At 52.2% G+C, this 21,594-nt stretch carries 11 protein-coding genes, 1 tRNA gene and 2 pseudogenes; 10 read left to right on the top strand and 4 right to left on the bottom strand.

Features of this window, described 5'->3' with window-relative positions:
* The 3 genes from murD to tgt form a co-directional block, all read left to right on the top strand.
* Positions 1 to 965: UDP-N-acetylmuramoyl-L-alanine--D-glutamate ligase (gene murD / locus Q0628_RS04950; protein WP_298768716.1), on the top strand; the 965-nt coding region annotated here is incomplete at its 5' end.
* A gap of 182 nt (positions 966 to 1,147) precedes the next feature.
* Positions 1,148 to 1,231, top strand: a tRNA-Leu gene (locus Q0628_RS04945).
* Between the two features lie 86 nt (positions 1,232 to 1,317).
* The gene (gene tgt / locus Q0628_RS04940; RefSeq protein ID WP_298768714.1) at positions 1,318 to 2,454 is read left to right on the top strand and encodes a tRNA guanosine(34) transglycosylase Tgt; all 1,137 of its coding nucleotides are present in this window, start codon (positions 1,318 to 1,320) and stop codon (positions 2,452 to 2,454) included.
* Positions 2,455 to 2,515: 61 nt separating this feature from the next.
* On the opposite strand, the gene Q0628_RS04935 is transcribed toward tgt, so the two are convergent.
* Both Q0628_RS04935 and Q0628_RS04930 read right to left on the bottom strand, forming a co-directional pair.
* A complete protein-coding gene (locus Q0628_RS04935; RefSeq protein WP_298768713.1) occupies positions 2,516 to 5,245 on the bottom strand; it encodes a CIA30 family protein in 2,730 nt (909 codons plus the stop codon).
* 187 nt (positions 5,246 to 5,432) lie between these two features.
* Positions 5,433 to 7,886 carry a T9SS type A sorting domain-containing protein gene (locus Q0628_RS04930; RefSeq protein WP_298768712.1) on the bottom strand — a complete coding sequence of 818 codons (2,454 nt, stop codon included), beginning with the start codon at positions 7,884 to 7,886 and terminating at the stop codon, positions 5,433 to 5,435.
* Between the two features lie 284 nt (positions 7,887 to 8,170).
* On the opposite strand from Q0628_RS04930, the gene Q0628_RS04925 reads away from it, so the two are divergent.
* Positions 8,171 to 9,790, top strand: a complete 1,620-nt coding sequence (locus Q0628_RS04925; protein ID WP_298768711.1) for a nodulation efficiency protein D (NfeD) family protein — start codon at positions 8,171 to 8,173, stop codon at positions 9,788 to 9,790.
* 2 nt (positions 9,791 to 9,792) lie between these two features.
* Here Q0628_RS04925 and Q0628_RS04920 read toward each other — a convergent pair whose 3' ends face one another.
* Entirely contained in the window at positions 9,793 to 11,949 is a 2,157-nt protein-coding gene (locus Q0628_RS04920; RefSeq protein ID WP_298768710.1) for an FISUMP domain-containing protein, read from the bottom strand.
* Positions 11,950 to 12,096: 147 nt separating this feature from the next.
* Between Q0628_RS04920 and floA the strand changes: the two genes are divergently transcribed.
* The 4 genes from floA to Q0628_RS04900 all read left to right on the top strand — a co-directional run bounded on the left by floA (position 12,097) and on the right by Q0628_RS04900 (position 17,762).
* Positions 12,097 to 13,068 carry a flotillin-like protein FloA gene (gene floA, locus Q0628_RS04915; RefSeq protein ID WP_298768709.1) on the top strand — a complete coding sequence of 324 codons (972 nt, stop codon included), beginning with the start codon at positions 12,097 to 12,099 and terminating at the stop codon, positions 13,066 to 13,068.
* A gap of 16 nt (positions 13,069 to 13,084) precedes the next feature.
* Positions 13,085 to 13,888 carry a hypothetical protein gene (locus tag Q0628_RS04910; protein ID WP_298768708.1) on the top strand — a complete coding sequence of 268 codons (804 nt, stop codon included), beginning with the start codon at positions 13,085 to 13,087 and terminating at the stop codon, positions 13,886 to 13,888.
* A 299-nt stretch (positions 13,889 to 14,187) separates the two neighbouring features.
* Positions 14,188 to 14,982: a hypothetical protein gene (locus tag Q0628_RS04905; RefSeq protein ID WP_298768707.1), complete on the top strand. Its 795-nt coding sequence runs from the start codon at positions 14,188 to 14,190 to the stop codon at positions 14,980 to 14,982.
* 233 nt (positions 14,983 to 15,215) lie between these two features.
* On the top strand, positions 15,216 to 17,762 hold the full coding sequence (locus tag Q0628_RS04900) for a DNA gyrase/topoisomerase IV subunit A (RefSeq protein WP_298768706.1): 2,547 nt from the start codon (positions 15,216 to 15,218) through the stop codon (positions 17,760 to 17,762).
* Positions 17,763 to 17,989: 227 nt separating this feature from the next.
* Here the strand turns inward: Q0628_RS04900 and Q0628_RS15680 are convergent.
* Positions 17,990 to 19,971, bottom strand: a pseudogene (locus tag Q0628_RS15680) (NAD(+) synthase).
* A 319-nt stretch (positions 19,972 to 20,290) separates the two neighbouring features.
* Between Q0628_RS15680 and Q0628_RS04885 the strand changes: the two are divergent.
* Positions 20,291 to 20,632 carry a P-II family nitrogen regulator gene (locus tag Q0628_RS04885; protein ID WP_298768701.1) on the top strand — a complete coding sequence of 114 codons (342 nt, stop codon included), beginning with the start codon at positions 20,291 to 20,293 and terminating at the stop codon, positions 20,630 to 20,632.
* A gap of 24 nt (positions 20,633 to 20,656) precedes the next feature.
* Positions 20,657 to 21,594 (top strand): annotated as a pseudogene (locus tag Q0628_RS04880) (hypothetical protein); the annotation flags it as partial.

Here is a 21,594-nt window from a genome sequence, read left to right as displayed (position 1 = left end):
CCAAGTGCGGTGTGAACAACGAGATTGGCGGCAACTTCGGTGTGCCAGCGCTTGACCTTTTGAAGGACGAGACGGCAGACCGAGTGAGCATTCTGGAACTTTCGAGTTTTCAGTTGATGACTTTGTCTGTGTCGCCGGACATAGCTGTGGTGCTGCGCGTGTCGACCGAGCACCTCGACTGGCACCAGAGCGTCGAAGAATATCGCGACGCCAAGGCGAACTTGGTTCGCTGGCAAAAACGTGACGGCGCATGCGTGTATTTGAAGGACGCTGCCCCGACGGCAAAGATTGCAAGCGAAAGCCCCGCCAAGACGAAATACGCCGTGAGCCTTGTCGACGGCCCGAGCGCTGGCGACGGGGATGCGGTGATTAATGGCGCCACCCTCGCCATCGACGGCGAGAAGCTCTACCTTGAAGACTGCAAGGTGCGTGGTATTTACCAGCTTGAAAATATGGCGGCGGCAACTCTCGCCGTGAAAGCCTTGGGAATCAAGGTAGCTGATGCCTTCGAAGCATTGAAGAGCTACGAGACGCTCCCCTTCCGCATGGAATTCAAGGGAGAGAAGAACGGCATCGAATTCTTCAACGACAGCTACGCCACACGCCCCGACGCGACGATCGCCGCAACGGCAAGCATGAAGCGCCCCTTCGCGCTGATTTTGGGCGGTTCCGAAAAGAATGCGGACTTTACCGAGCTTTCGCAGATTCTGGTGAACGACCGCCCGAACCTCAAGCGAATTGCGCTCATCGGCGCTACCGCTGAACGCATGTTGGAATCGCTCACGCAGGCCGGGCTAAAGGTCCCCGCAAACATCTTCCCCACTCTAGAAGAAGCTTTTGCAGACAGTCTCGCCATCGGCGAAGGCGGCACCGTTATTATGAGCCCCGCCTGTGCAAGCTTCGGACTGTTCAAGAACTACAAGGTCCGCGGACAAGTCTTCGACAAGCTCGTTGCCGACTTGTAATTCAGACATTGTTCTAGCCAATGCGAAGGAAATTCCCACCATACGTGGGCCTGCGCACTAAGCAAACAAGTTAGAGTTTTTCATAAAAGAGATTTTTTTCACTTTTTTATAAAAAATGCGTTTTTACCCCTTTACAAGCGAAGCGATTTAATCTAAATTTGGGTCGTTCCGCTAAGGACCACGCGGTCGTGGTGGAATTGGTAGACACGCTAGCTTGAGGTGCTAGTGGGAGCGATCCCATGACAGTTCAAGTCTGTCCGACCGCAGAAAGAAACCCAGCTGAAAGGCTGGGTTTTCTTTTTGCTTTTAATTTCTATCTTTAGCGTAAGGATAAACAGCTTATATTTATTTCATGAACCGTTTCGAACTCCTAAAGACTTCCAAGAAATCCAAAGCCCGCCTGGGAGTAGTCCATACAGATCACGGCGATGTGACAACGCCCATCTTTATGCCGGTCGGCACCGAGGCTACAGTAAAGGCGGTAACACCCGCCCAATTGTACGACATCAAGGCCGAAATAATCCTCGCAAACACCTACCACCTTTATCTGCGTCCAACGACGCCCCGCATCGCGAAGGCCGGCGGCATACACAAGTTCATGAGCTGGAACGGCCCAGTCCTTACGGACAGCGGCGGATTTCAGGTCTGGAGCCTGAAGGATTTACGCAAAATCACCCCCGAAGGCGTGGAATTCAGAAGCATTCTTGATGGTTCGAAACATTTCTTTAGTCCCGCAAGCGTGATGAATGCACAACGCGAAATCGGCGCGGACATCATCATGGCCCTCGACGAATGCACTCCCTATCCGAGCACAGCAAAAGAAGCAGAACACAGCCTGAACTTTACACTGAAATGGACCGCCGAAGCAATGCAGTGGTTACGGGAACACCCGCCTATTCATGGTTACGACCAGCAGTTCTTCGGGATTATTCAAGGCGGCATGCACAAGAACCTACGCCAACAGGCCATCGAGCGCATCGCGGAACTTGAACCGGATGGATTTGCCATGGGAGGTCTCTCGGTAGGAGAACCAACCGAGACCATGTACGAAATTGCGGACTTCTGCACCGATATCCTACCAAAAGACCACGCCCGCTACGTGATGGGAGTCGGAACTCCGTGGAATCTGCTGGAGCTCATCAAACGAGGTGTCGACATGTGCGACTGCGTGATGCCAACCCGTAACGCCCGCAACGGCATGCTGTTTACGAGTCAAGGAGTCCTGCGCTACAAGGCCGCCCGCCATGCCGAAGAATTCGACAAGCCCGTGGATCCCAATTGCGACTGTTATTGCTGCCGCAACTTCAGCCGAGCCTATCTGCGCCATCTACACCATGCCGGCGAATCCCTCGGATTCACGCTCGCAAGCATCCACAACCTGCATTTCTACCTACACCTGATGCGTGAGGCCAAGCAGCACATCGCCGACGACACCTTCGAGGAATGGGCCGACGAGCAGTGCGAAATTCTGCAAAGAGACCTACAATAAACAAAATTGACACTAAAAACGCCTCGGAGTTCGAGGCGTTTTCTTTTTCAAATTTTCAAAATTAGCGGAGGCTGATGCGAGCTGTCTGCTGGGCACCCTTCGCCGTGACACGGACAACATAGTTGCCCCGATTCAGGCCCTCAAGAGATACCTGATGGTTTCCGGCAACCCCTTCAAGCTTGCTCATCACAAGGTTCCCCATCATGTCGAAAACCTGGATGCGGGCCGCAGACGTCGTCATCACGTTCAGCATGTCGCCCTGCACATTCAGCTGCATGGAAATCGCCTTGCGTACCGGACGTACTGCATCAGACAAATTCGCAACACAGACGAGATCATCGACATAAAGATAATCGTATGTGGGCTGTGCATCAAAGCCGGCATAACCGACCACTTCCCAGGCCATTTTCTTGATATTGGCGGTATTCAGTTCGACATCTTCCTTCGTCCAAGAAGGCTGAGTGAGTTTTTCCCACAAGACAACAACCGTCGTCCAATCTTCTGCATCAACCACCAAGCGTTCATGATAGGCGTAATCCTTCACCTGACCATCCTGAACCTTGAACCTATGAGAGGCCCCCTTATAACGGTAGCTCAGGCCTTCACAACGACTCAGATCGACACCCAACGAAGTATCGGCATGAAGATTCAGACCGAGAGCCACGAACGGAGCATTCTCGTAGCTGCCCTGGTTCCAGACAATTTCGTTGATTGCGACAAAGCCTTCAGTACCATTGGTGGGATCCGTTGTTCCCGGGAACACGACCACGTAACCGCCAAGGGCATCGTCATAGACATTCGATATCGTGGAAAGTCCGCCAGGTTCCTTGTCCGTATAGGCATACCAGGTTCCCGTCGTCTTGGCAACTTCGTTACCGTCTTCAACATCATCGATAAGCATCACGGCCGCCATGCTCACCGCAGAAGACGAAGATACAATCTGTTCCTCAGCAGAAGAAGACGAAGAAGACGAGGAAGAATTGACGCTACTGCTAGATGCGGCACTGCTGCTAGGATTAATAGTAGAAGAGGATGATTTTGGAGAAGTGTTACCGCCGCTAATAGCCGTAATGCTAGCTCCATTGCAACGTACATCATCGATGTAGAGATAATCATACTTCGGCTGGTTCGCGTAATCCGGAACATCAAGAGCACCCTTGACTTCCCAAGCAAAACGCTGCACCTTGTTCATGCCCTTGTCAAGGCTGAAATGCTTATCATCATCTCCCCAACTTTCCTGCGTGAACTGGTCCCAAGTGAGTTCCACTTCTTTCCATTCTTCGGAAGCATCCTTGTTCACGTGGTGGAAGTTCCAGTTTTTCACGAGAGATGTTTCAACACGGAAATTATGGCTTGCTCCCTTGAACTTGTAACTGATAGACTTACAAGCGGAAAGGTCAATTTCCAGGGTATCGCGTCTCAGGTTCAAGCCAATAGCGACATACGGAGCATATTTATAACCACCCTTGGCAAGCTTGATACCCTCGATACCAACCATGTAGTTAGACGTATTCTTATCGCCCTTCTTTTCCATGAGTACATCGTAGACCCGCTTGTGGAAGTCATTTTCCCACTTGGAGTTGGAAATGGTTGTTGCGCCCTCGCCGTCAGTATCGTCATCGGAATCCGCGAAAGCAGACCACCATCCACCCGTGTAGGCGAAGCGATCGCCATCTTCCATGTCATCGATCATATCCGTCTTGGTTCCATTCGCGACACCAGACGAGAAACCACTATTATTGGAGCCATTCCCGTTCTGGAGGTGGCAATCCGAATATCCACTCGTTCCATTCATCCAGCCCTTGACCATGTTGCCGGACTGCGTAAACGTAAGGCCTTTATCGATAGCGAGATTCTGGAAAGCGGCAGACTTTTCATTGATTGCAGAAGCAGACCAGTTGGCCCAGGAAACATGATTCTGGTTCATCCAGTCAATCCAGGCTTTGCTGGCATCTTGATTCGGGGAGCCATTACCATCGGCAGAAACAGTACCCCATTCAGAAGCGAACACGGGAACACCGCTAGACATGGCCTGCGCCGCACGGCTGTTGTAGCCATAATCACCCACTTGGTGAGTCGCCGCATAGAAGTGGAGCGTACAGGCGAAATTCTTTTTCGAGTCCTGAATTCCGGCAGAGGCGCATTGTTCCGGATGGCTAGACCAGTCGGGGCTACCCACAAGCACAAGGTTGTCGGAAAACTTACGGATCGCGGCAATCACTGTATTAGCATGCGAAGCAACCGAACTCATCGAAGTGCCCTGCAAAGGTTCGTTCCACACTTCAAAGATGACATTGTTGTAGGATCCGTATTCCTGAGCCGCGTACTCGAAGAACTTTACAGCATCGTCCGTATTCCCGTTCGAACTTTCGATATGCCAGTCGATAATCACATAGATATCATTTTCAATGGCTGCATTCACCACATTCTTGAGATAGCCCTTTTGCAGGACCGCCCCCTGTTCGCTACTCAAGTATCCGCGTCCCTCGTCCTTGAACTTTTCCTGGGTAACGCCCATCGCGAAACGAATGACCTCGATATTCATCTGCTTCACCATCGCGTTCACCGCTTTTTCGGAATAGAACACCGTGGAGCTATCGGCACCTGAGCTCCAGAAAAGGCTCATGCCCTTCACCTGGACAGCCTTTTCAGAATAATCTGGACAGGATCCGGACAACTTGCCACCATTAGCCTTAAGTTCACCATAAGTGCTTACAGGACCAACCCTGTTTGCACTAGCCGCCATGGCAGACATCGCCGCCAAACACATTATCCCTAGAATCTTCTTCATTCTGCACCTTTTCTTGCGAAGTGATAACCCAATATCCGATTAAAAGATAGAATGTGCAGAGACTTTTTGATGTAATTTTTTGATTAACATCTTTATTTGCAACATATCGGGAAAACCGCAAACAAGTTTTTACATACAAAAAAAAGACTCCTGAAATCAGGAGTCCTCCACAAACACTCAAACTCATTTACCGTCTTACGATTTTCCGCAGATACGATCGACCATTCGCAACAAGGCGCACCAAATAGACTCCCGCCTTGAGATTACTCAAATCGACACTTGAATTTACCCCGGAAAGCTGCATCAGCACATGACCATTCGCACTGACAATATCGACACGCCGCACACCCTCCGCAAAAATCTCCAGTCGCCCCTCGCGCGCAAGATAACGCATAGGAGCATCTCCTTCGAATTTCGACGCAACAATCATCGGATCGTCTTCACCCCCCTCTCCGCTTGAAGAACTTTCAGGATCGGTACTCGACTCATCCACAACCACCTTGATCAGGTATAGATTCGCGACATCGCCCTTGACAACGGAATGCTGGCCCGCAGGCAGTTTTACAACGACGGCTCCAGCCACTGCAGGAATCTTTTCCCCATCCACCTTGACATTCTTCGAGAAATCGCCATTAAATACAAGCGTCACCGTCGCGCTTTTCGCCAATGTAAACGAAATCCGAGTCGAAGACTCCATCTTGAGGCAGCGAGTCAAGGATTCACCATTATATTCCACCGTGCCCTTGCTTGTCGAAAGGCTGCCGATGAATTCAAAGTAATCGCTCGAAGTCGCATCTTCGGTAAAGTTATGGACAACGTCCCTGTCTATAGGAGTCACAGAAACATCCTCATCAACCGGATCTTCATTTATACCCACAGAGCTGCTGGACTTGGGAGTCTGCGAGCTACTCGAGGACTTCGGAGACGACGAACTGGAACTTGTAACCGAACTACTCGAAGTCGGCGCCACCACGGGCAGGTTTCCTTCGCCCTGAATGGACTTCACCGTTCCCTTGTATGCAACGAGAGCATTCTTGAGCGACTGATTTACAGCATAGGCGGCATCATCTACGGAGTTGTCGAAGGTCCACTTGAAATCGCCACCGTTCACGCGGCCCGCATACTTCATCACATTCGCCTTGGCCGCGGCGGGCTCGTCGGCGGTATACTTGTACATGACAGAACTATTCAAGTCAAAATTGTTGTAGGTATTGCCACCCGAAAGCGACTTCACCGATGCAGGCATTTCCTGGTTGCGGCTCGTAATCACATAGGCGTCAAAATCCGTCTTACTGTCGATAGAGCCGATGGACGCTTCGGCCCCCTTGAGCATATACTTGCTCGCACCATACGCAATAAAGGTTCCACCTTCCATGTAGTTGTTGAACGCCTTGATGGAGCCGCCCGCCTCTTTACTGAACGTGGCGTTGTCGTTGGACTTACTTGTCGTACCGGCGTAAAGGTCACTCCCCTGCATCGAGGTGAGCATCGGGAACTTGCAGTTGCGGAAATAGTTTCCTTCGGCAAAGACCGACGAACCGAGCGTCGAGCCGATACCGTACTTCGCGTTACCATCGTAGTAGTTGTTGTACACATGGGCGCTGTAGTAGCGCACGCGCGGATGGCGGCTATCGGAATGGTCGTACCAGTTATGGTGATAAGTTATGTAGTAGCCATCGGTGGAACCTTCGGAAAGACCCAACAGGTTCGACTTGCCGTTGTCCCAGAAGTGGTTGTAGCTGAAGGTGATGTAGGTGGATTTCTTGCAGTCCAGCGCACCGTCGCCCTTCGCCTGGTCGGCATCGGAGCCCGCATCACCGTAGAAGAAATCGTTGTTGTGCACCCAGACATACTGGTCGTTCTGCTGCAGGCCGATATTGTCGCCTTCGTTGCTATTCACATTCATAATGCCCAGGTTGCGGATTTCCACATTCTGCGCATTCTTGATACGGATACCCCAACCGTTCACCACGGCATCTTCACCGACACCTTCCACAGTCACGTAGGTGTTTTCGGAGCTGCCGAGGTCAATCATCATGTCACCCTGTAACAGCGAATCGGAATCCGTCACGTTACCGATAAAGCGCAAGTCCAGAGGCGTTGTCTCAAAACCTTTCTTGTAGCAGTTCAAAATGCCCTGAAAACTTTTACAAGTCGTCTTCGAGCCCTTGGCGTTTGTCGTCACGTCCATCGTCACCGTGTTCTTGGTGTTCTCGGAAATGTAGAGGATAGCAGCACCGCTCTTGAGCGTACCGTCGGCATTGTAGGCACCGGGAACGCGCCCGTTACTGAACGCAAAACCCGTGCGGTCGTGGGCCAGCACCATCACCGTCTTGGTGGCGGCCGTACCTTCGGCACCGTTCACCACCGGAGCAATCTTCAAGGTATGCGAGCCCGCCTTGAGTCCGAGCACATCGGCACGCATATAGCTACCGTAGCTGCGGATCAGCTGATTGTCGATCTTGTTACCGTCGCAATAGACATTGTAGCTGGCCGCTCCCGAAACTGGGGCCCATTCCGCATATGCGGATTCCAGCCAGCCTTCGGCCTTGTTCACCGTTACCTGGGCATACGCCCCAGCAAAACCGAGCAGCATCACACCGAGTGCCGCCTTAGAGACATTTTTCGAAACCATTTTCATACATCCATCCTCAGAACACTAAACTAATGTTCTCAAATTATTTCTTAAAATATAAATTCAAAACCAACAAAAAGCAACACAAAAATTTAAAAATTTACAATATTTTAAAAGATTTTACAATATAAAATGTTCTCAAAAATTTAAGCTAATCCATAAAAGGGGGAGGAATCCCCCTGGTTCGCATTTCATCGCTCTCCACCCCCTCTCCTAGGGGCCCGCCCCTAAAGCCTCCGAAATTTCGCAGAAATCACACTTTCAGCCCAAAATCTTCATATATTAAGAGCATGAAGTTACTTACTAGAGTTCTTTCCGTTCTTATGATGCAGGCTGCATTTGGTTTCGCCGGCACGACTCAGCTGACGGCAGCAACGGCGGACACCTCGGCAATTTCCACCCCCACCACAGATTCTGCGCTCATGGCTTCCATGGATTCCGCCACTCGCGACGCGAAAACGGCCGAAAGCAAGAAGCACGCCGTATGGATTAAATTGGAAGGCGATGTGGAACCCTCCATGTACGATTTCTGCGCACGGGCCATCGACGACGCCCTCAAGGAAAATCCAGACTACATCATCTTTGAAATCAACACCTTCGGCGGCCGCCTAGACGCCGCATTCGACCTGGTGGACACCATCATGGCCGTCAAGGGAGCCGAGACAATCGCGCTCATCAAGAAAAAGGCCATCAGCGCAGGCAGCCTCATCGCACTCGCCTGCAAGAGGCTCTACATGCTCGAAGCGACGACCATCGGCGATTGCGCCCCCATCGTGCAGGGCGGCGACGGCACCCCGCAAATCATTGGCGAAAAAATACAGTCCCCGCTCCGCGCCAAATTCAGGAACCTCGCCCAGCGTAACGGCTACCCGGAACTCCTGAGTTCCGCCTTCGTCACGCCGGAACTTGAAATTCTTGAACTCACCGCCACGCTGGACAAGGGCAAAAAAACAGAACGAGATTCCGTCCTCGTTATAGAAGGCGAAAAATACGCCGTCCTCGACAGCGCCGCCAAGGCCTTCTGGGGCGCCCCCAAAATCCTCGTGAAAGAAGGCGAACTTTTGACCATGACCGACAAGGAAGCTCAAGAACTCGGTTTTTCGCGGGGCACCTTCAAGGACCGCGACGAATTTGAAACCAGGCTTGCCATCGAAAGCCGGAGCGAAGTTGAAACAAATCTCGGCGAAGACATCGCATCGGCCATCGCCGCCATCTCAGGCATTCTCCTGATTCTTGGCTTCGGCGCCCTCTACATCGAATTCAAGACTCCCGGATTCGGCTTGTTCGGAATCATCGGCATCATTCTCATCGGCGTCGTATTCCTCGGCCAGTTCGCCCCGCAACTCGATGGCTACATTCCCGCCATTTTGCTCGTGGCAGGCGTGGTTCTATTCCTGGTGGAAATCTTCGTGATGCCGGGAACGTTCCTATTCGGCATTGGCGGTATCGTATGTATGATCCTTGCGCTTGCGCTCTCCTTCGAGCCCTCGGAAATGCCCGAATACGTGCCCGAAACCATCGAGACGACTTTTGACGCCACGCCCTGGCTACTCGGACTACTTTACATGCTAAGCTGTGCGGCAATCGCGCTCGTTTTCCCGATAGTCGCAAGCAAGTACCTCATTCCGCTTCTGCCCGAAGGCTGGACGCCCATGCTCAAGACGGACCTGGAAACGGCCGCATCCCCCACAGAAGCCGTTCAGGAAGTTTCCATCGGCGACATCGGAGTTGCCAAGACATTCCTGCGCCCCGTAGGCCAGGCAAGTTTCACCATGTCCGACGGATGCACCAGACTATTCGACGTACAGACCCACGGCGAAATCATTGAGGCCGGAACCCCCGTAAAGGTAGAATCCGTACAGGAAGGCCACATCTGGGTGACGGTCGCTAAAGCTGAAATGGAAGGCTAGCGTCAATCCTTCACGCAGCGGACTGACGCCCCGTATTTTTTCCGGGTTTTCGAAAAACGGACAAATTTGTAAATAGTGAATTCAGCAACCATCGCCGCGTCTTTCTCCGATTCATTTGACAGCCAAATTTGGGCATTATTGCGGGCAGTTCGAACCGATTCAAAGAACCATTCCTTGGTATAATCTTGACGCCAATCTGCAATATTCGAAGGCAAAACCGTAAAACCATAATAATCAAATCCACCTCCGCGGGACACCCAATCCCGGGAAGATTTCAATAAAGGCCCACAATTATTTTGACCATCCTCAACACAGTTCAGTTCCGAGAACAACGCGTTCCATTCGGTCGTATCCGGCAAATGCCAACCTTCCGGACAGACTCCACGAATAGTCCCCTTCGGGTTGCATAATTCACTAAAGCCGCATCCCTTGCCTCCGTCACTAAAGATTCCCGCCGAATCCATCGCCGCAGGCCACGTGTAATAGCGGCCATAAGAAGAATCGCAGTTTCCCAAGCTATCGGTGAGGCAAACAGAACCATATATCGATACGGAATCTCCCACCTGGTAGTCGTAATTCAAGTTTTCCGCCATCCAGGTCTTGTCGCCAATTTTTACGGTCTTGTAAACTTGCCCATCACGAGCATCCGTCATCGACCCTTCCTCCACCTCGGAAGGCAAGATTCCCGGAATATACCTGCTCGGATCATCAATATGAGTGTACCCCTTTATGCAACGAATGTACAACTTATCTGCGGCGCCCTGATAAACGGCATCGCTATAGAAACTAAAATACCTTCCATTTAGATGAGAGCCGACGCTCCAAAAACCAACATGAGTATGATTGTTACTGCCGCTCAAATCGGGAGAAGGCCTCGCAGAAAAACCATACTCATCGGAACCATTGCCGTCGTAAAACCACCCCGTTAGCGATTTTAATTTTTTGCCAGCAACATCTGCACCCCCTACGGCATCAAGCAAGGTATCCCAATCATTGTCACCCGGCAAGCGCCAACCTTCAGGACAAATTCCACGGACCTGTTCGTTTGGCTTACACACTAACCCATTACAGTCCAAACCGTCATCACTAAAGACTCCAGCTGAATCCATCGCGGCGCCAAACGGGTACAAGCGCCCATACAAATCACAAGTTTTAAAGCCGTCAGGAAAAACATAATCGTTGCCGTAATAGATGGGACATACACCTTCTTCCTTAAGAAGCGAATCTACCGCATAGATATAGTTCAGGTTCTCCGCCATCCATGTTTGATTACCGATCTTCACGGTCTTGTAAACCTGACCGTCACGTTCATCGGTCATTTCTCCATACTCGACTTTCGGATTGAAAAAATCTTTCTTGTCTGCTTTATCCCATAAAGCGAGATTTTCGGTATTCAGCAAAGATTTCTCGTAAGGACCACTCCCGTCCTTCAGGCATCGCACGGGAACACCCCTAGTAACTTCATTGAAATAGCCCATAAACAAACCCGTAACAGAGGTTTCGTTGTTGTAATAATAATCTCCAGCTCGATAATTAAACGCTATGCAACTCCGTTCACCCGTATTTTCGTTATCATAGTAATCAGAAGTCAAAAAGAAGACCTGGGAACAATTCCGTTTACTCATCGGCATCGCCGAGAAACCAAAAGCATCCACCCCTTGTTTTCCATCAGCCCAACCGAACCTTGATTTCAGCATCGCAGCATCAACTTTGTCATCTTTACCAACTGATCTGAGGAGTACATTCCACTCAGCAACACTAGGGAGATGCCAACCTTCTGGACACGAACCTGACATTGTATACCACCTTCCATAAATTTTGCAGTTACTTTCCAGGCTATCTGGACACATGGAACGATCTGCAGCATAATTCAAGTTTTCCGCCATCCAAGTTTGATTGCCGATCTGCACAGTCTTGTAAACTTGGCCGTCGCGTTCATCGGTCATTTCACCATAGTCAACATCAGGGTTCAGGAACTGCGACTTGGAGGTTACCTCGGGACATTTTACTTCAGCGAACATAGACGAATCAGACGGATCTTTTGAACCATCTTTGTCCTTATCCAAGTCGTTCTCCTTCTGTGGAGCATCATTCGCTGCAACGCTGCTTGAGCCTTCGTCTTCGAGACAGGCGTTCAGGCATAAACAGGCAAAAGCCATGAAAGCACAAAATGCAACTATTCTGAAAAAAAGTCTATACATGACCAGGTTCCTCCCTTGTCCAAATATTCTTATATCAAAGATAAATCTTTTCTTTACTCAAATTATGTATATTACGAAAAGAAAACAAAAAAATGGAGATAAACAATGGACACTCTTTTAATGGTCGGAATCATTATCGCGGCAATCGCCGTAATCATCCTCCTCGCCTTTATCGGCAAGTTCTTCAGCCTGTGGCTGCAGGCCTTGTTCTCCAAGGCAAACGTGAGCATTTTCCAGCTTATCGGTATGCGCCTGCGTAAGGTGCCGCCGCAGGTGATTGTTGAAGCCCGAATCCTCAGCTGCAAGGCAGGCCTCCCCGTCGACACGAACCTGCTCGAAGCCCACTACCTTTCCCGCGGTAACGTGCTCCGCGTGATTCAGGCTTTAATCGCCGCGAACAAGGCTAACATCAAGCTGGACTTCAAGGAAGCCGCCGCCATTGACCTCGCCGGCCGTAACGTGCTCGAAGCCGTGCAGATGTCCGTGAACCCGAAGGTCATCGAGACCCCGAAGGTCTCCGCCGTGGCTCTCGACGGCATTCAGCTGCACGCCATCACCCGTATCACTGTCCGCGCAAGCATCCAGAAGCTCGTCGGTGGCGCCGGCGAAGAAACGGTCGTCGCGCGTGTGGGCGAAGGCATCGTATCTTCTATCGGTTCTGCACAAAGCCACAAGGAAGTGCTCGAAAACCCGAACATGATTTCCAAGAAGGTGCTCGCTTCCGGCCTCGATGCCGGTACCGCCTTCGAGATTCTCTCCATCGACATCGCCGACGTGGATGTGGGCCAGAACATCGGCGCCATCCTCGAAACCGACCGTGCCGAAGCCGACAAGAAGATTGCACAGGCCAAGGCCGAAGAGCGTCGCGCCATGGCTTACGCCGCCGAACAGGAAATGAAGGCGAAGGTCATGGAAATGAAGGCCAAGCTCGTGGAAGCCGAAGCCCAGATTCCGATGGCCATGGCATCCGCCCTTCGCGACGGCAAGCTCGGCGTGATGGACTACTACAATCTGAAAAACATCGAAGCCGACACCCAGATGAGGAAGGAAATCGGCAGCGCTCCCGAGGCAAAGTAACTGATCGTAGGGCATCATGGAAACCCTCATTTTCATAGCCATCGCAGTCGTCATCACCATCATCCAAAAGAAGATGGAAAAGGCGAAGGAGGAGCAACAGCGCCGACAGTTGTCCCAGCGTAAGCAGTCTCGCGACGAAGAGACGGACCATCAGGAACACAGGACATCTCGTTCCTTGCAGGACCTGATTCGTCAATTCGAGGAATCGCAGCGACAAGCCTCGCAGGGAAACATCGAGCCTCCGACGACACCCATGGAACGGCGCGACCCGAACAAGCCGCTCACGCTCCACGATATCGCCGAAGTCGTCATCGGGGTGGACTATATCAACCTAGAATTCCTCATGGAAGAATTCAACGTTGACGAAAACACCGCCGCCGAAATGCTGATGGACCTGCAGGCTCACCGCATTGTAGGCCACGACATGGGCGAAGGTGATTGCGACGTACTTGTTCACGATCTGGAAGAACTAGACAATCTGCTCCTTCGTGAAAAGATTGCCGAGCAGGCGCGCAAGAAAAAGGAAGCGATTCAAGCGCAGGAAGCCAAGGCCGCTCAATCGCAGCTCGATGACGCCCGGGCACGGGAACTCGAACGCCAACGCAAGCTCAACGAACTCGAGGAACGCGCCAAGGCCGCACGCGAATCCGCCGCAGCAATTTCCGACTTCGGGTCGGGAGTCCCTGCAGAAGCCGTTTCAGCACGCCGCACGCCCCGCGTATCGATGAAGGATATTGCCGACATACGCAAAGGTTTTATCTGGGCTAAAGTCCTGGACGAGCCTCGTTTCAAGCGCCACTGGAGTTCGCAGCACCGCTAGATCTGCAGGAGCTTACTATACGAATACTAAAGCCACCCCAGACGGGATGGCTTTTATACTAAATCCGTAGGTTTTTCATAGAGAACGGTTTGCCTGACAGAGCCCTAAGAAAGATTATACTCCTGTTCACTAATTAATTGACATGTTCTTGCGAAAAAAAAACGCATGAGACATTTTTTGTCGCAGGGATTTTGTATATTACCCCTAGATTTATGCATACATTTGCATACACGCATAAATTATAACAAAAAAAATGCATACTGTAGTACAAACACAACGCCCCCGACAGGAGTTCAATTATGGCAACAATTCACATTGACGACTCGAAACCCTTCCCGTACATCCCGGCGAAGCCGGACAACCGACGCGAAACCTTCGCGGATTTCTGCAAACGGCAGGCATCGGGGCTGAAACTTGTCAGCGACGCAATAGACCAAGAAAACAGCGAGCAGGAGGAATTGCGCAAGCTTCAGGAAAGGTGCGACGAACGCAAGAAAAAGTTGCTGTTCGACAACCTCGACCTCATCATGCGCCACAAGGACAAAATTCTTGCGACACCGCGCTACGCCAACATAGATGCCCACTATGCCATCAAGGGCGGCGGACTATACGTAGGCCCCCTGCATACTTCAAGGACTTTCAACATCGCAGGCAGCATCGTCCGGGTCGGCTTCACGCTCGCGACACTCCTGCGCATCTGGGAAACCGACCAGTTCAAGGTGAAATGCAAGTGCGGCGGCACGGCAGTCGTCCGCTCGTTTACGGGATCGCCCCTTTCAGGAGGTTCGCAGGCGACGGCGATTTGCCCCAGCTGCAAAAAAGAAACCCGCGTCGCAAACCGCAGCTTTGGCCAGTATTTCTGGTATTTACAGGCAAGCCTTTCCGAAGACGTCGAGACCGTCGCGAGGGATTTTATCGCCAAATGGACGCTTGCCGAAACGGAACACGAAAAGAAGGTCGCCGAGGGGAAATATAGAGACCCCAGACCAGGCGACGATTTCCACGGCGACGGCAAACCGTGCACACTCGAAACCATGATCAATGAACTGAAAATGACGGAATTTGACGAATCCGTACACTGGGGCAGGCCATAGCAAAAAAACTGGTTTCGTAAGCCTATCGGAATTTTTTCACTACAGAAGCGCAGCATTTCAACTGTTTTGGCCGGTTAGACCACTGCAGCGTTTCTGTAGCCGTACGATTTAACTGGACAGAGCCTGCAAATTCCATGCCCCTTTGTGCAGTACTGACAATTTCGTGACAAAAATATTTACTACATTGTGTCCGTACATTGAAATTTAAGCCTTAAAACGCATTTTTTTGGAATATGAGCGAAGAAACTAAAGATTCGACCCTTGGACTTTCAAATGTTAACCACCTTGAAAAACTCTACGACGGGTGGTTCCTGGACTACGCGAGCTACGTGATTTTGGACCGCGCCGTTCCTTACTACGAGGACGGACTTAAGCCGGTGCAACGCCGCATTTTGCATTCCCTTTTCGAAAACCACGACGGACGCTACCAGAAGGTGGCCACCATCGTCGGTCGAACCATGGCCTACCACCCCCACGGCGACGCCTCCATTGGCGATGCTCTCGTGGGCCTCGGCCAGAAGAATTTGCTGATTGACACCCAGGGTAACTGGGGTAACCCCTTCACGGGCGACCGCGCCGCAGCACCGCGTTATATCGAAGGCCGCCTCACGCCGTTCGCTGTGGACGTGGTATTCAACCCCGAAACCACCGAATGGATTCCGAGCTACGACGGTCGTAGCCAGGAACCGGTGACTCTCCCGGTCAAGTTCCCGCTGCTCTTGGCTCAAGGTGTGGACGGCATTGCCGTGGGTCTTTCGACCTCGATTCTCCCCCACAACTTCCGCGAACTCTGTGAAGCTAGCATCGCGATTCTGAAGGGCAAGAAGTTTACGCTGTACCCGGATTTCTTCACGGGCGGCATCATCGATGTGAGCGACTACAACGACGGTCAGCGCGGCGGCAAGGTCCGCGTGCGCGCAAAGATTGAAAAGGTCGACAACAAGACGCTCGCCATCCGCGAAATCCCCTACGGCACCACCACCGTAAGCCTCATCGAAAGCATCGTGAAGGCTAACGACAAGGGTAAAATCAAGATCAAGCACGTCGACGACAACACGAGTAAAGAAGTCGAAATTCTCGTACACTTGCAACCGGGCACCGACCCGCAGGTCGCCATCGACGCCCTCTACACCTTTACCGACTGCGAAAAGTCCATTTCTCCGTGCACCTGCGTGATCGTGGACAAGCACCCGAAATTCCTCGGCGTCTCCGACATTCTGCGCATGAACACGGAGCACACGGTCAAGCTCCTGGAATGGGAACTCGCCAACGAGCTCAAGCACCTCGAAGACAAGTGGCACATGACCACCCTCGAAAAGATTTTCATCGAAAAGGAAGTCTACGAGGTCATCAAGAAGGCTAAGGACCGCGAACAGATTATCAACTTCGTGCGCGAAGGCCTGATGCCCTACGTCAAGCGTCTGCACCGCAAGGAAATCACGGACGAAGAAATCGGCAAGCTCATCGAAATTCCGATCCGCCGCATCAGCCATTACGACCGTGAAAAGGCCGACCAGCTTTTGCGCGAACTCGAAGAAAGCATCGCCACCTGCAAGTACAACCAGGAACACATTACCGAATACACCATCGAGCACTTCAAGAACATCTTGAAGAAGTACGGCGAAGGCAAGGAACGCCGCACGCAGATTGCGGAATTCGGCAAGGTGGAAGCCGTGCACGTGGCTCTTGCAAACCAGAAACTCTACGTGAACCGCAAGGAAGGCTTCCTCGGCACCGGCATGAAGAAGGAAGAATACCTCTTCGACGTGTCCGAATACGACGACCTGATCGTATTCAAGGCCGACGGCAGCTTCAAGGTCGTCAAGGTCAGCGACAAGGACTTCGTGGGCAAGAACATCTTGCTCGTCGAAAAGTTCAAGAAGGACGACGACCGCCACATTTACAACGTGATTCACCAGGACGGCAAGGACGGCGCCTACTACATCAAGCGATTCAACGTGGGTGGCGTTACCCGCGACAAGGATTACTTTATGGGTAAGGGCAAGCCGGGCAGCAAGATTCTGTACATGTCCAGCAACCTGAACGGCGAAGCCGAAGTCGTGGAAGTCACGCTGAAGCCGCGGCCGCGCACCAAGCTCAACTTCGAGGTGGACTTCAGCTCTATCGACGTGAAGGGCCGCGGCGCCATGGGTAACATTGTGACCAAGTACCCGGTCAAGAGCATCAAGCGCGTCCGCAAGGGTGTGAGCACCTTGGGCGCCCGCGTACTCTACTTTGACGCCCTCGCCGGCATCATCAGCACCCAGAAGAAGGGTGACCGCATCGGTGAATTCGGCGAAAAGGACAAGATTCTCATCGTCAAGGAAAACGGTACCGCCCGCGTCCACGACATGGCCGATCCGATTCTCGTGGGTACGGGTATCAAGTACATCCACAAGTTCGATCCGGAACAGGTCTTTACGATTCTCTACTTCGAAGGCGGCAACTTCAACTACATGGTCAAGCGCTTCAACTTGGAAGGCTGCCCCATGACCACGGAATTCAGCCTCGTGTCTGACCACAAGGACACGCAGATGATTGAATTCTTCGCGACCGAAGACGCTCGCGAACTCATGGAATACCAGGTGGGTCGCGAAGTCCAGAAGGAAGAACTGGACCTCACCGAAGTCGCCGAAGTCAAGGGCTACAAGGCTCTGGGCAGCAAGTTCACCGCGAAGAAGGTGAAGCGCGCTACCCGAATCTCCCCGCCCGACAGTTTCGACGACGGCTCTAGCGAAGACGAAGGCTCCGACGAATCCGACCCGGAATTGTTTGACTAGGTAAAAAGGGGGAAGAATCCCCCTAACTCTAGCCACAGCTTAGCCTGCTCCGCACGCAAACAAATTACGGCCTTCGGCCTTTACTGTTTGCTTAGCGGACAAGCTTTCGCCGTGTCTGCCGTTACCCCCTATAGGGTCGCAATGACGTAGTTCAATTACATCCAGTCGCTGAAGCTGGCAGCCGGCATTATCTAAAGCCAATCTGTGTTGCTGGCAGCCAGCATTATCTATAGCCAATCTGTGTTGCTGGCGTCGCTGGGCATGCGCCAGTCGGCGCGGGGCGACAACGAGATTGTACCGACTTTCGGGCCGTCAGGAATGCAGCTGCGCTTGAACTGTTGCGTAAAGAACCTGCGCACGAATACGGCTAAGGCCTTCTCCAGTTCTTCGTCGCTGAACTTGCCCTCAAAGGCGTACTTCGCGAGGAACAGGAGCTTTTGCGGAGCGGCGCCGTACTTTGCGAAGTGATACAGGTAAAAGTCGTGGATTTCGTAGGCGCCCAAGATGCTTTCGGTCTTCTGCGCAATCTGTCCGTTAGAATCGGCGGGCAAAAGTTCCGGCGACACGGGCGTGTCCAAGATATCGCGAAGCACGTCGGCAAGTTCTTTTGCCGTCTTCTTGTCGGCGGTAAAGCTTTCGGCATGGTCGGCATACCAGCCCACCACATGGCGCACGAGCGTCTTCGGAATATCGCAGTTCACCGCATACATGGACATATGGTCAGCGTTGTAGGTGCTCCAGCCGAGAGCGATTTCAGAAAGGTCGCCTGTTCCGATAACGATTCCGCCCACGCTGTTGGCAATGTCCATCAGAATCTGCGTGCGTTCGCGGGCCTGAACATTCTCGTAAGTCACACTCAGATTCTTGGGATCGTGACCGATGTCGGCAAAATGCTGCAGGCAAGCCTTCTGGATATCGACCGTGCGCAGTTCCGTGCCCAAAAGTTCTGCAAGCGTCACCGCATTGCTCTTGGTACGCTTGGTCGTACCGAACCCGGGCATCGTAAGCACCAGGATTTCAGAAGCAGGGCGCTTCAGGAGCTTGAATGTTTCGGCAACCACAAGCAAGGCAAGCGTAGAATCAAGCCGCCCGAAAGGCCAATCACCGCGCGCGCAGAATGCGACGCTTCGAGTCGCTTCGCAAGTCCTGCGCATTGGATATTGAAAATCTCGGTGCAGGACTTGTCGCGAGTTTCGATGTTGCCCGGCACAAACGGCATCGGCGCCACAAAACGGTACTTAAGGCTATCAATCGAACGCAGACAAGCGAAACTCGCCGCGCGCGCATAGAAGCTGCGGCTGTCGAAATCCTGGAACGAACCTTCGCTCAAGCGCTGCATGTTCAAGCGTTCCACATCCACGTCTGCGTAAATAATTTCAGATTCGCGGCTAAACGGCTTGCTTTCGGCAATCATGCTGCCATTCTCGGCAATCATCAAGTGCCCGCTAAAGACCATGTCCGTCGTTGATTCATGCACGCCCGCCGATGAATAAACGTAGGCCGCCATGCAGCGAGCGGACTGGTTCATCACCAAGTTACGGCGGTAATCGCGTTTGCCCACCAAGGCATCGCTTGCCGACAGGTTCACAATCACGTTCGCACCGGCCAATGCAAGTTCGCCACTCGGCGGCACCGCCGTCCACAAGTCTTCGCAAAGTTCCACACCCACGCGGACCTCGGAGCCTTCGCCATTCACCGTAAAGAAGTTCGTCACCGGCACATCGCCAAAGCCTTCGACACAGCACTTGACAGCGCCCGCGGCATTCCCCGCAGATTCCCCGGCGCAAGCCAAGGTCCCACGCAGCAAATCGCGACCGCTCGAAAAGTGACGTTTTTCATAGAATTCGCGCTGGTTCGGCAAATGAATCTTGGGCGTCACCGCCACCAGTTTACCCTTCTGCAAGAATGCGGCGCAGTTGTACAGGCAACCGAACATGCGTAGCGGAAGCCCCACCGCAATCACCGCATCGCTATCTACAAACGCCTCTGCAATCTTAGAAAGCGATTCCACGCTCTTCTTGAGCAACAGTTCCTGATGGAACAAATCGCTGCAGGTATACCCTGTTATGCAAAGCTCCGGGAGCACGACGAAGGCGGCTCCCCCGTCAACAGCTTCGGAGGCACAGCGGATAATTTCAGCTGTATTGTAGGCGGTATCGGCGACTTTCAGCGTCGGGCAAACAGATGCGAATCGGTAAAATCCAAACATAACCTAAATATAGCTTAGTTAACGACTTATCAAACCCCGTTCTGAATCCGAAACGCAGCAGTAATTACAAATTCTGTAAGTTTTTGTATTGTAAAAAGGCAAGGATACGTAAAATTTCAAAATCTCGCACAGATAAAAATGGACGAAATACAAATTTTGTAAAGCATCCGTTAATCGCAAGCGGCAGTAAGGCTCGCACAAGATCAACCTCTGTTACAGGGGCAAAAAATTAGCCACCGGACAAATATTGGCACGGCATTTGCATAAGGCCTAATGAAATTTCATAATCCCGTGAAATCAACACAGAGGAAAAACAATCATGAAGCTCATCACGGCTTACATACAACCAGAAAGACTAAACATCGTAAAGCAAGCGCTATACGAGAAGAGCATATTCAAGATGTCCGTCACCAATGTTCTCGGATGTGGCCAGCAACGTGGCTACAACCAGCGTTTCCGCGGCGTCGTGACCGAAGTGAACCTGCTGAAAAAGATTTGCCTGAAGATTGCAGTGAACGATGACTTCGTACAGCCCTGCATTGATGCCATTATCGAAGGTGCTCGCACAGGGAACATCGGCGACGGAAAGATTTTCGTCACTGAACTCGAACAGTGCATTCGCATTCGCACCGGCGAAACAGGACCAGAGGCAATCGGCTAAACATCAACCACAAGGACTTTAAAAATGAACGAAGCAGCAACTGTCGTACCTGTCAGCGACGCCATCTTTATGACAGAAAACATTTGGATCATGATTAGCGCCATGTTGGTGTTTATCATGGGCCTGGGCTTTGCCTGTGTCGAAGCGGGTCTTGTTCGCGCGAAGTGCGCGGCCAACGTCGCTTTCAAAAACATCGCGGTTCCCGCCATAGGTATCACGATGTACGCCGCCATCGGCTTTGCCCTCATGTACCCCGGAACGTTCAACGCGATTTCCGGTGTACTTGGATTTGCCGGATTCGGCATCGGCGACTGGACTGACCCCTCCAAGTTCACCGCCGCCTACAACGGCCACTTCACACTGTTTACCGACTGGCTGTTCCAGGCGATGTTTGCAGCAACCGCCGCAACGATCGTCTCGGGCGCTGTCGCCGAACGCGTGAAGTTGAACTCCTTCCTCGTCTTCACCGTTGTCTACGTGGCACTCGTCTACCCCATCGTGGGTAGCTGGACATGGGGCGGCGGCTGGCTTTCGACCATCGGCAAGGCCGGTTTCCATGACCTCGCCGGTTCTACGCTCGTCCACTCCGTGGGCGGCTGGGCCGCTCTCGCCGGTGTCATGATCCTTGGACCGCGTATCGGCAAGTATGTCGGCGGCAAGGTGCATGCCATTCCGGCCCACAACATTCCGCTCGCAACCGTCGGCGTATTCATGCTCTGGTTCGGTTGGTGGGGATTCAACGCCGGTTCCGCACTCTCTGGCGACCCGAAGGCAACTAGCTGGATTTTGGTGACTACGAACCTCGCCGCTGTTGCAGGCATCATCACCGCAAAGCATGGCTATATCTTAAAGGGCGCATTGATCAGCGGAAAGATCTGCACCACCATCCTGTTCGTGAGCTTGATCGTCATGGTCCTGTTCCCTGATATCAGCCGCCGGGCTGTAAACATTGTCACAGTGGT

The organism is uncultured Fibrobacter sp. (genome assembly GCF_937877005.1).
Classification (GTDB): Bacteria; Fibrobacterota; Fibrobacteria; order Fibrobacterales; family Fibrobacteraceae; genus Fibrobacter.
The sequence above is the reverse complement of the archived record's forward strand: the minus strand, read 5'-3'. Positions and strand labels throughout refer to the sequence as shown.

What these genes read in the sequence shown, in the direction of transcription:
- Q0628_RS04925 (WP_298768711.1), top strand. Translation starts at nt 8,171, where the DNA reads ATGAAGTTACTTACTAGAGTTCTTTCCGTTCTTATGATGCAGGCTGCA.
- Q0628_RS04910 (WP_298768708.1), top strand. Translation starts at nt 13,085, where the DNA reads ATGGAAACCCTCATTTTCATAGCCATCGCAGTCGTCATCACCATCATC.
- Q0628_RS04930 (WP_298768712.1), bottom strand. Translation starts at nt 7,886, where the DNA reads ATGAAAATGGTTTCGAAAAATGTCTCTAAGGCGGCACTCGGTGTGATG.
- Q0628_RS04935 (WP_298768713.1), bottom strand. Translation starts at nt 5,245, where the DNA reads ATGAAGAAGATTCTAGGGATAATGTGTTTGGCGGCGATGTCTGCCATG.
- Q0628_RS04905 (WP_298768707.1), top strand. Translation starts at nt 14,188, where the DNA reads ATGGCAACAATTCACATTGACGACTCGAAACCCTTCCCGTACATCCCG.
- Q0628_RS04900 (WP_298768706.1), top strand. Translation starts at nt 15,216, where the DNA reads ATGAGCGAAGAAACTAAAGATTCGACCCTTGGACTTTCAAATGTTAAC.
- Q0628_RS04885 (WP_298768701.1), top strand. Translation starts at nt 20,291, where the DNA reads ATGAAGCTCATCACGGCTTACATACAACCAGAAAGACTAAACATCGTA.
- tgt (WP_298768714.1), top strand. Translation starts at nt 1,318, where the DNA reads ATGAACCGTTTCGAACTCCTAAAGACTTCCAAGAAATCCAAAGCCCGC.
- floA (WP_298768709.1), top strand. Translation starts at nt 12,097, where the DNA reads ATGGACACTCTTTTAATGGTCGGAATCATTATCGCGGCAATCGCCGTA.
- Q0628_RS04920 (WP_298768710.1), bottom strand. Translation starts at nt 11,949, where the DNA reads ATGGCTTTTGCCTGTTTATGCCTGAACGCCTGTCTCGAAGACGAAGGC.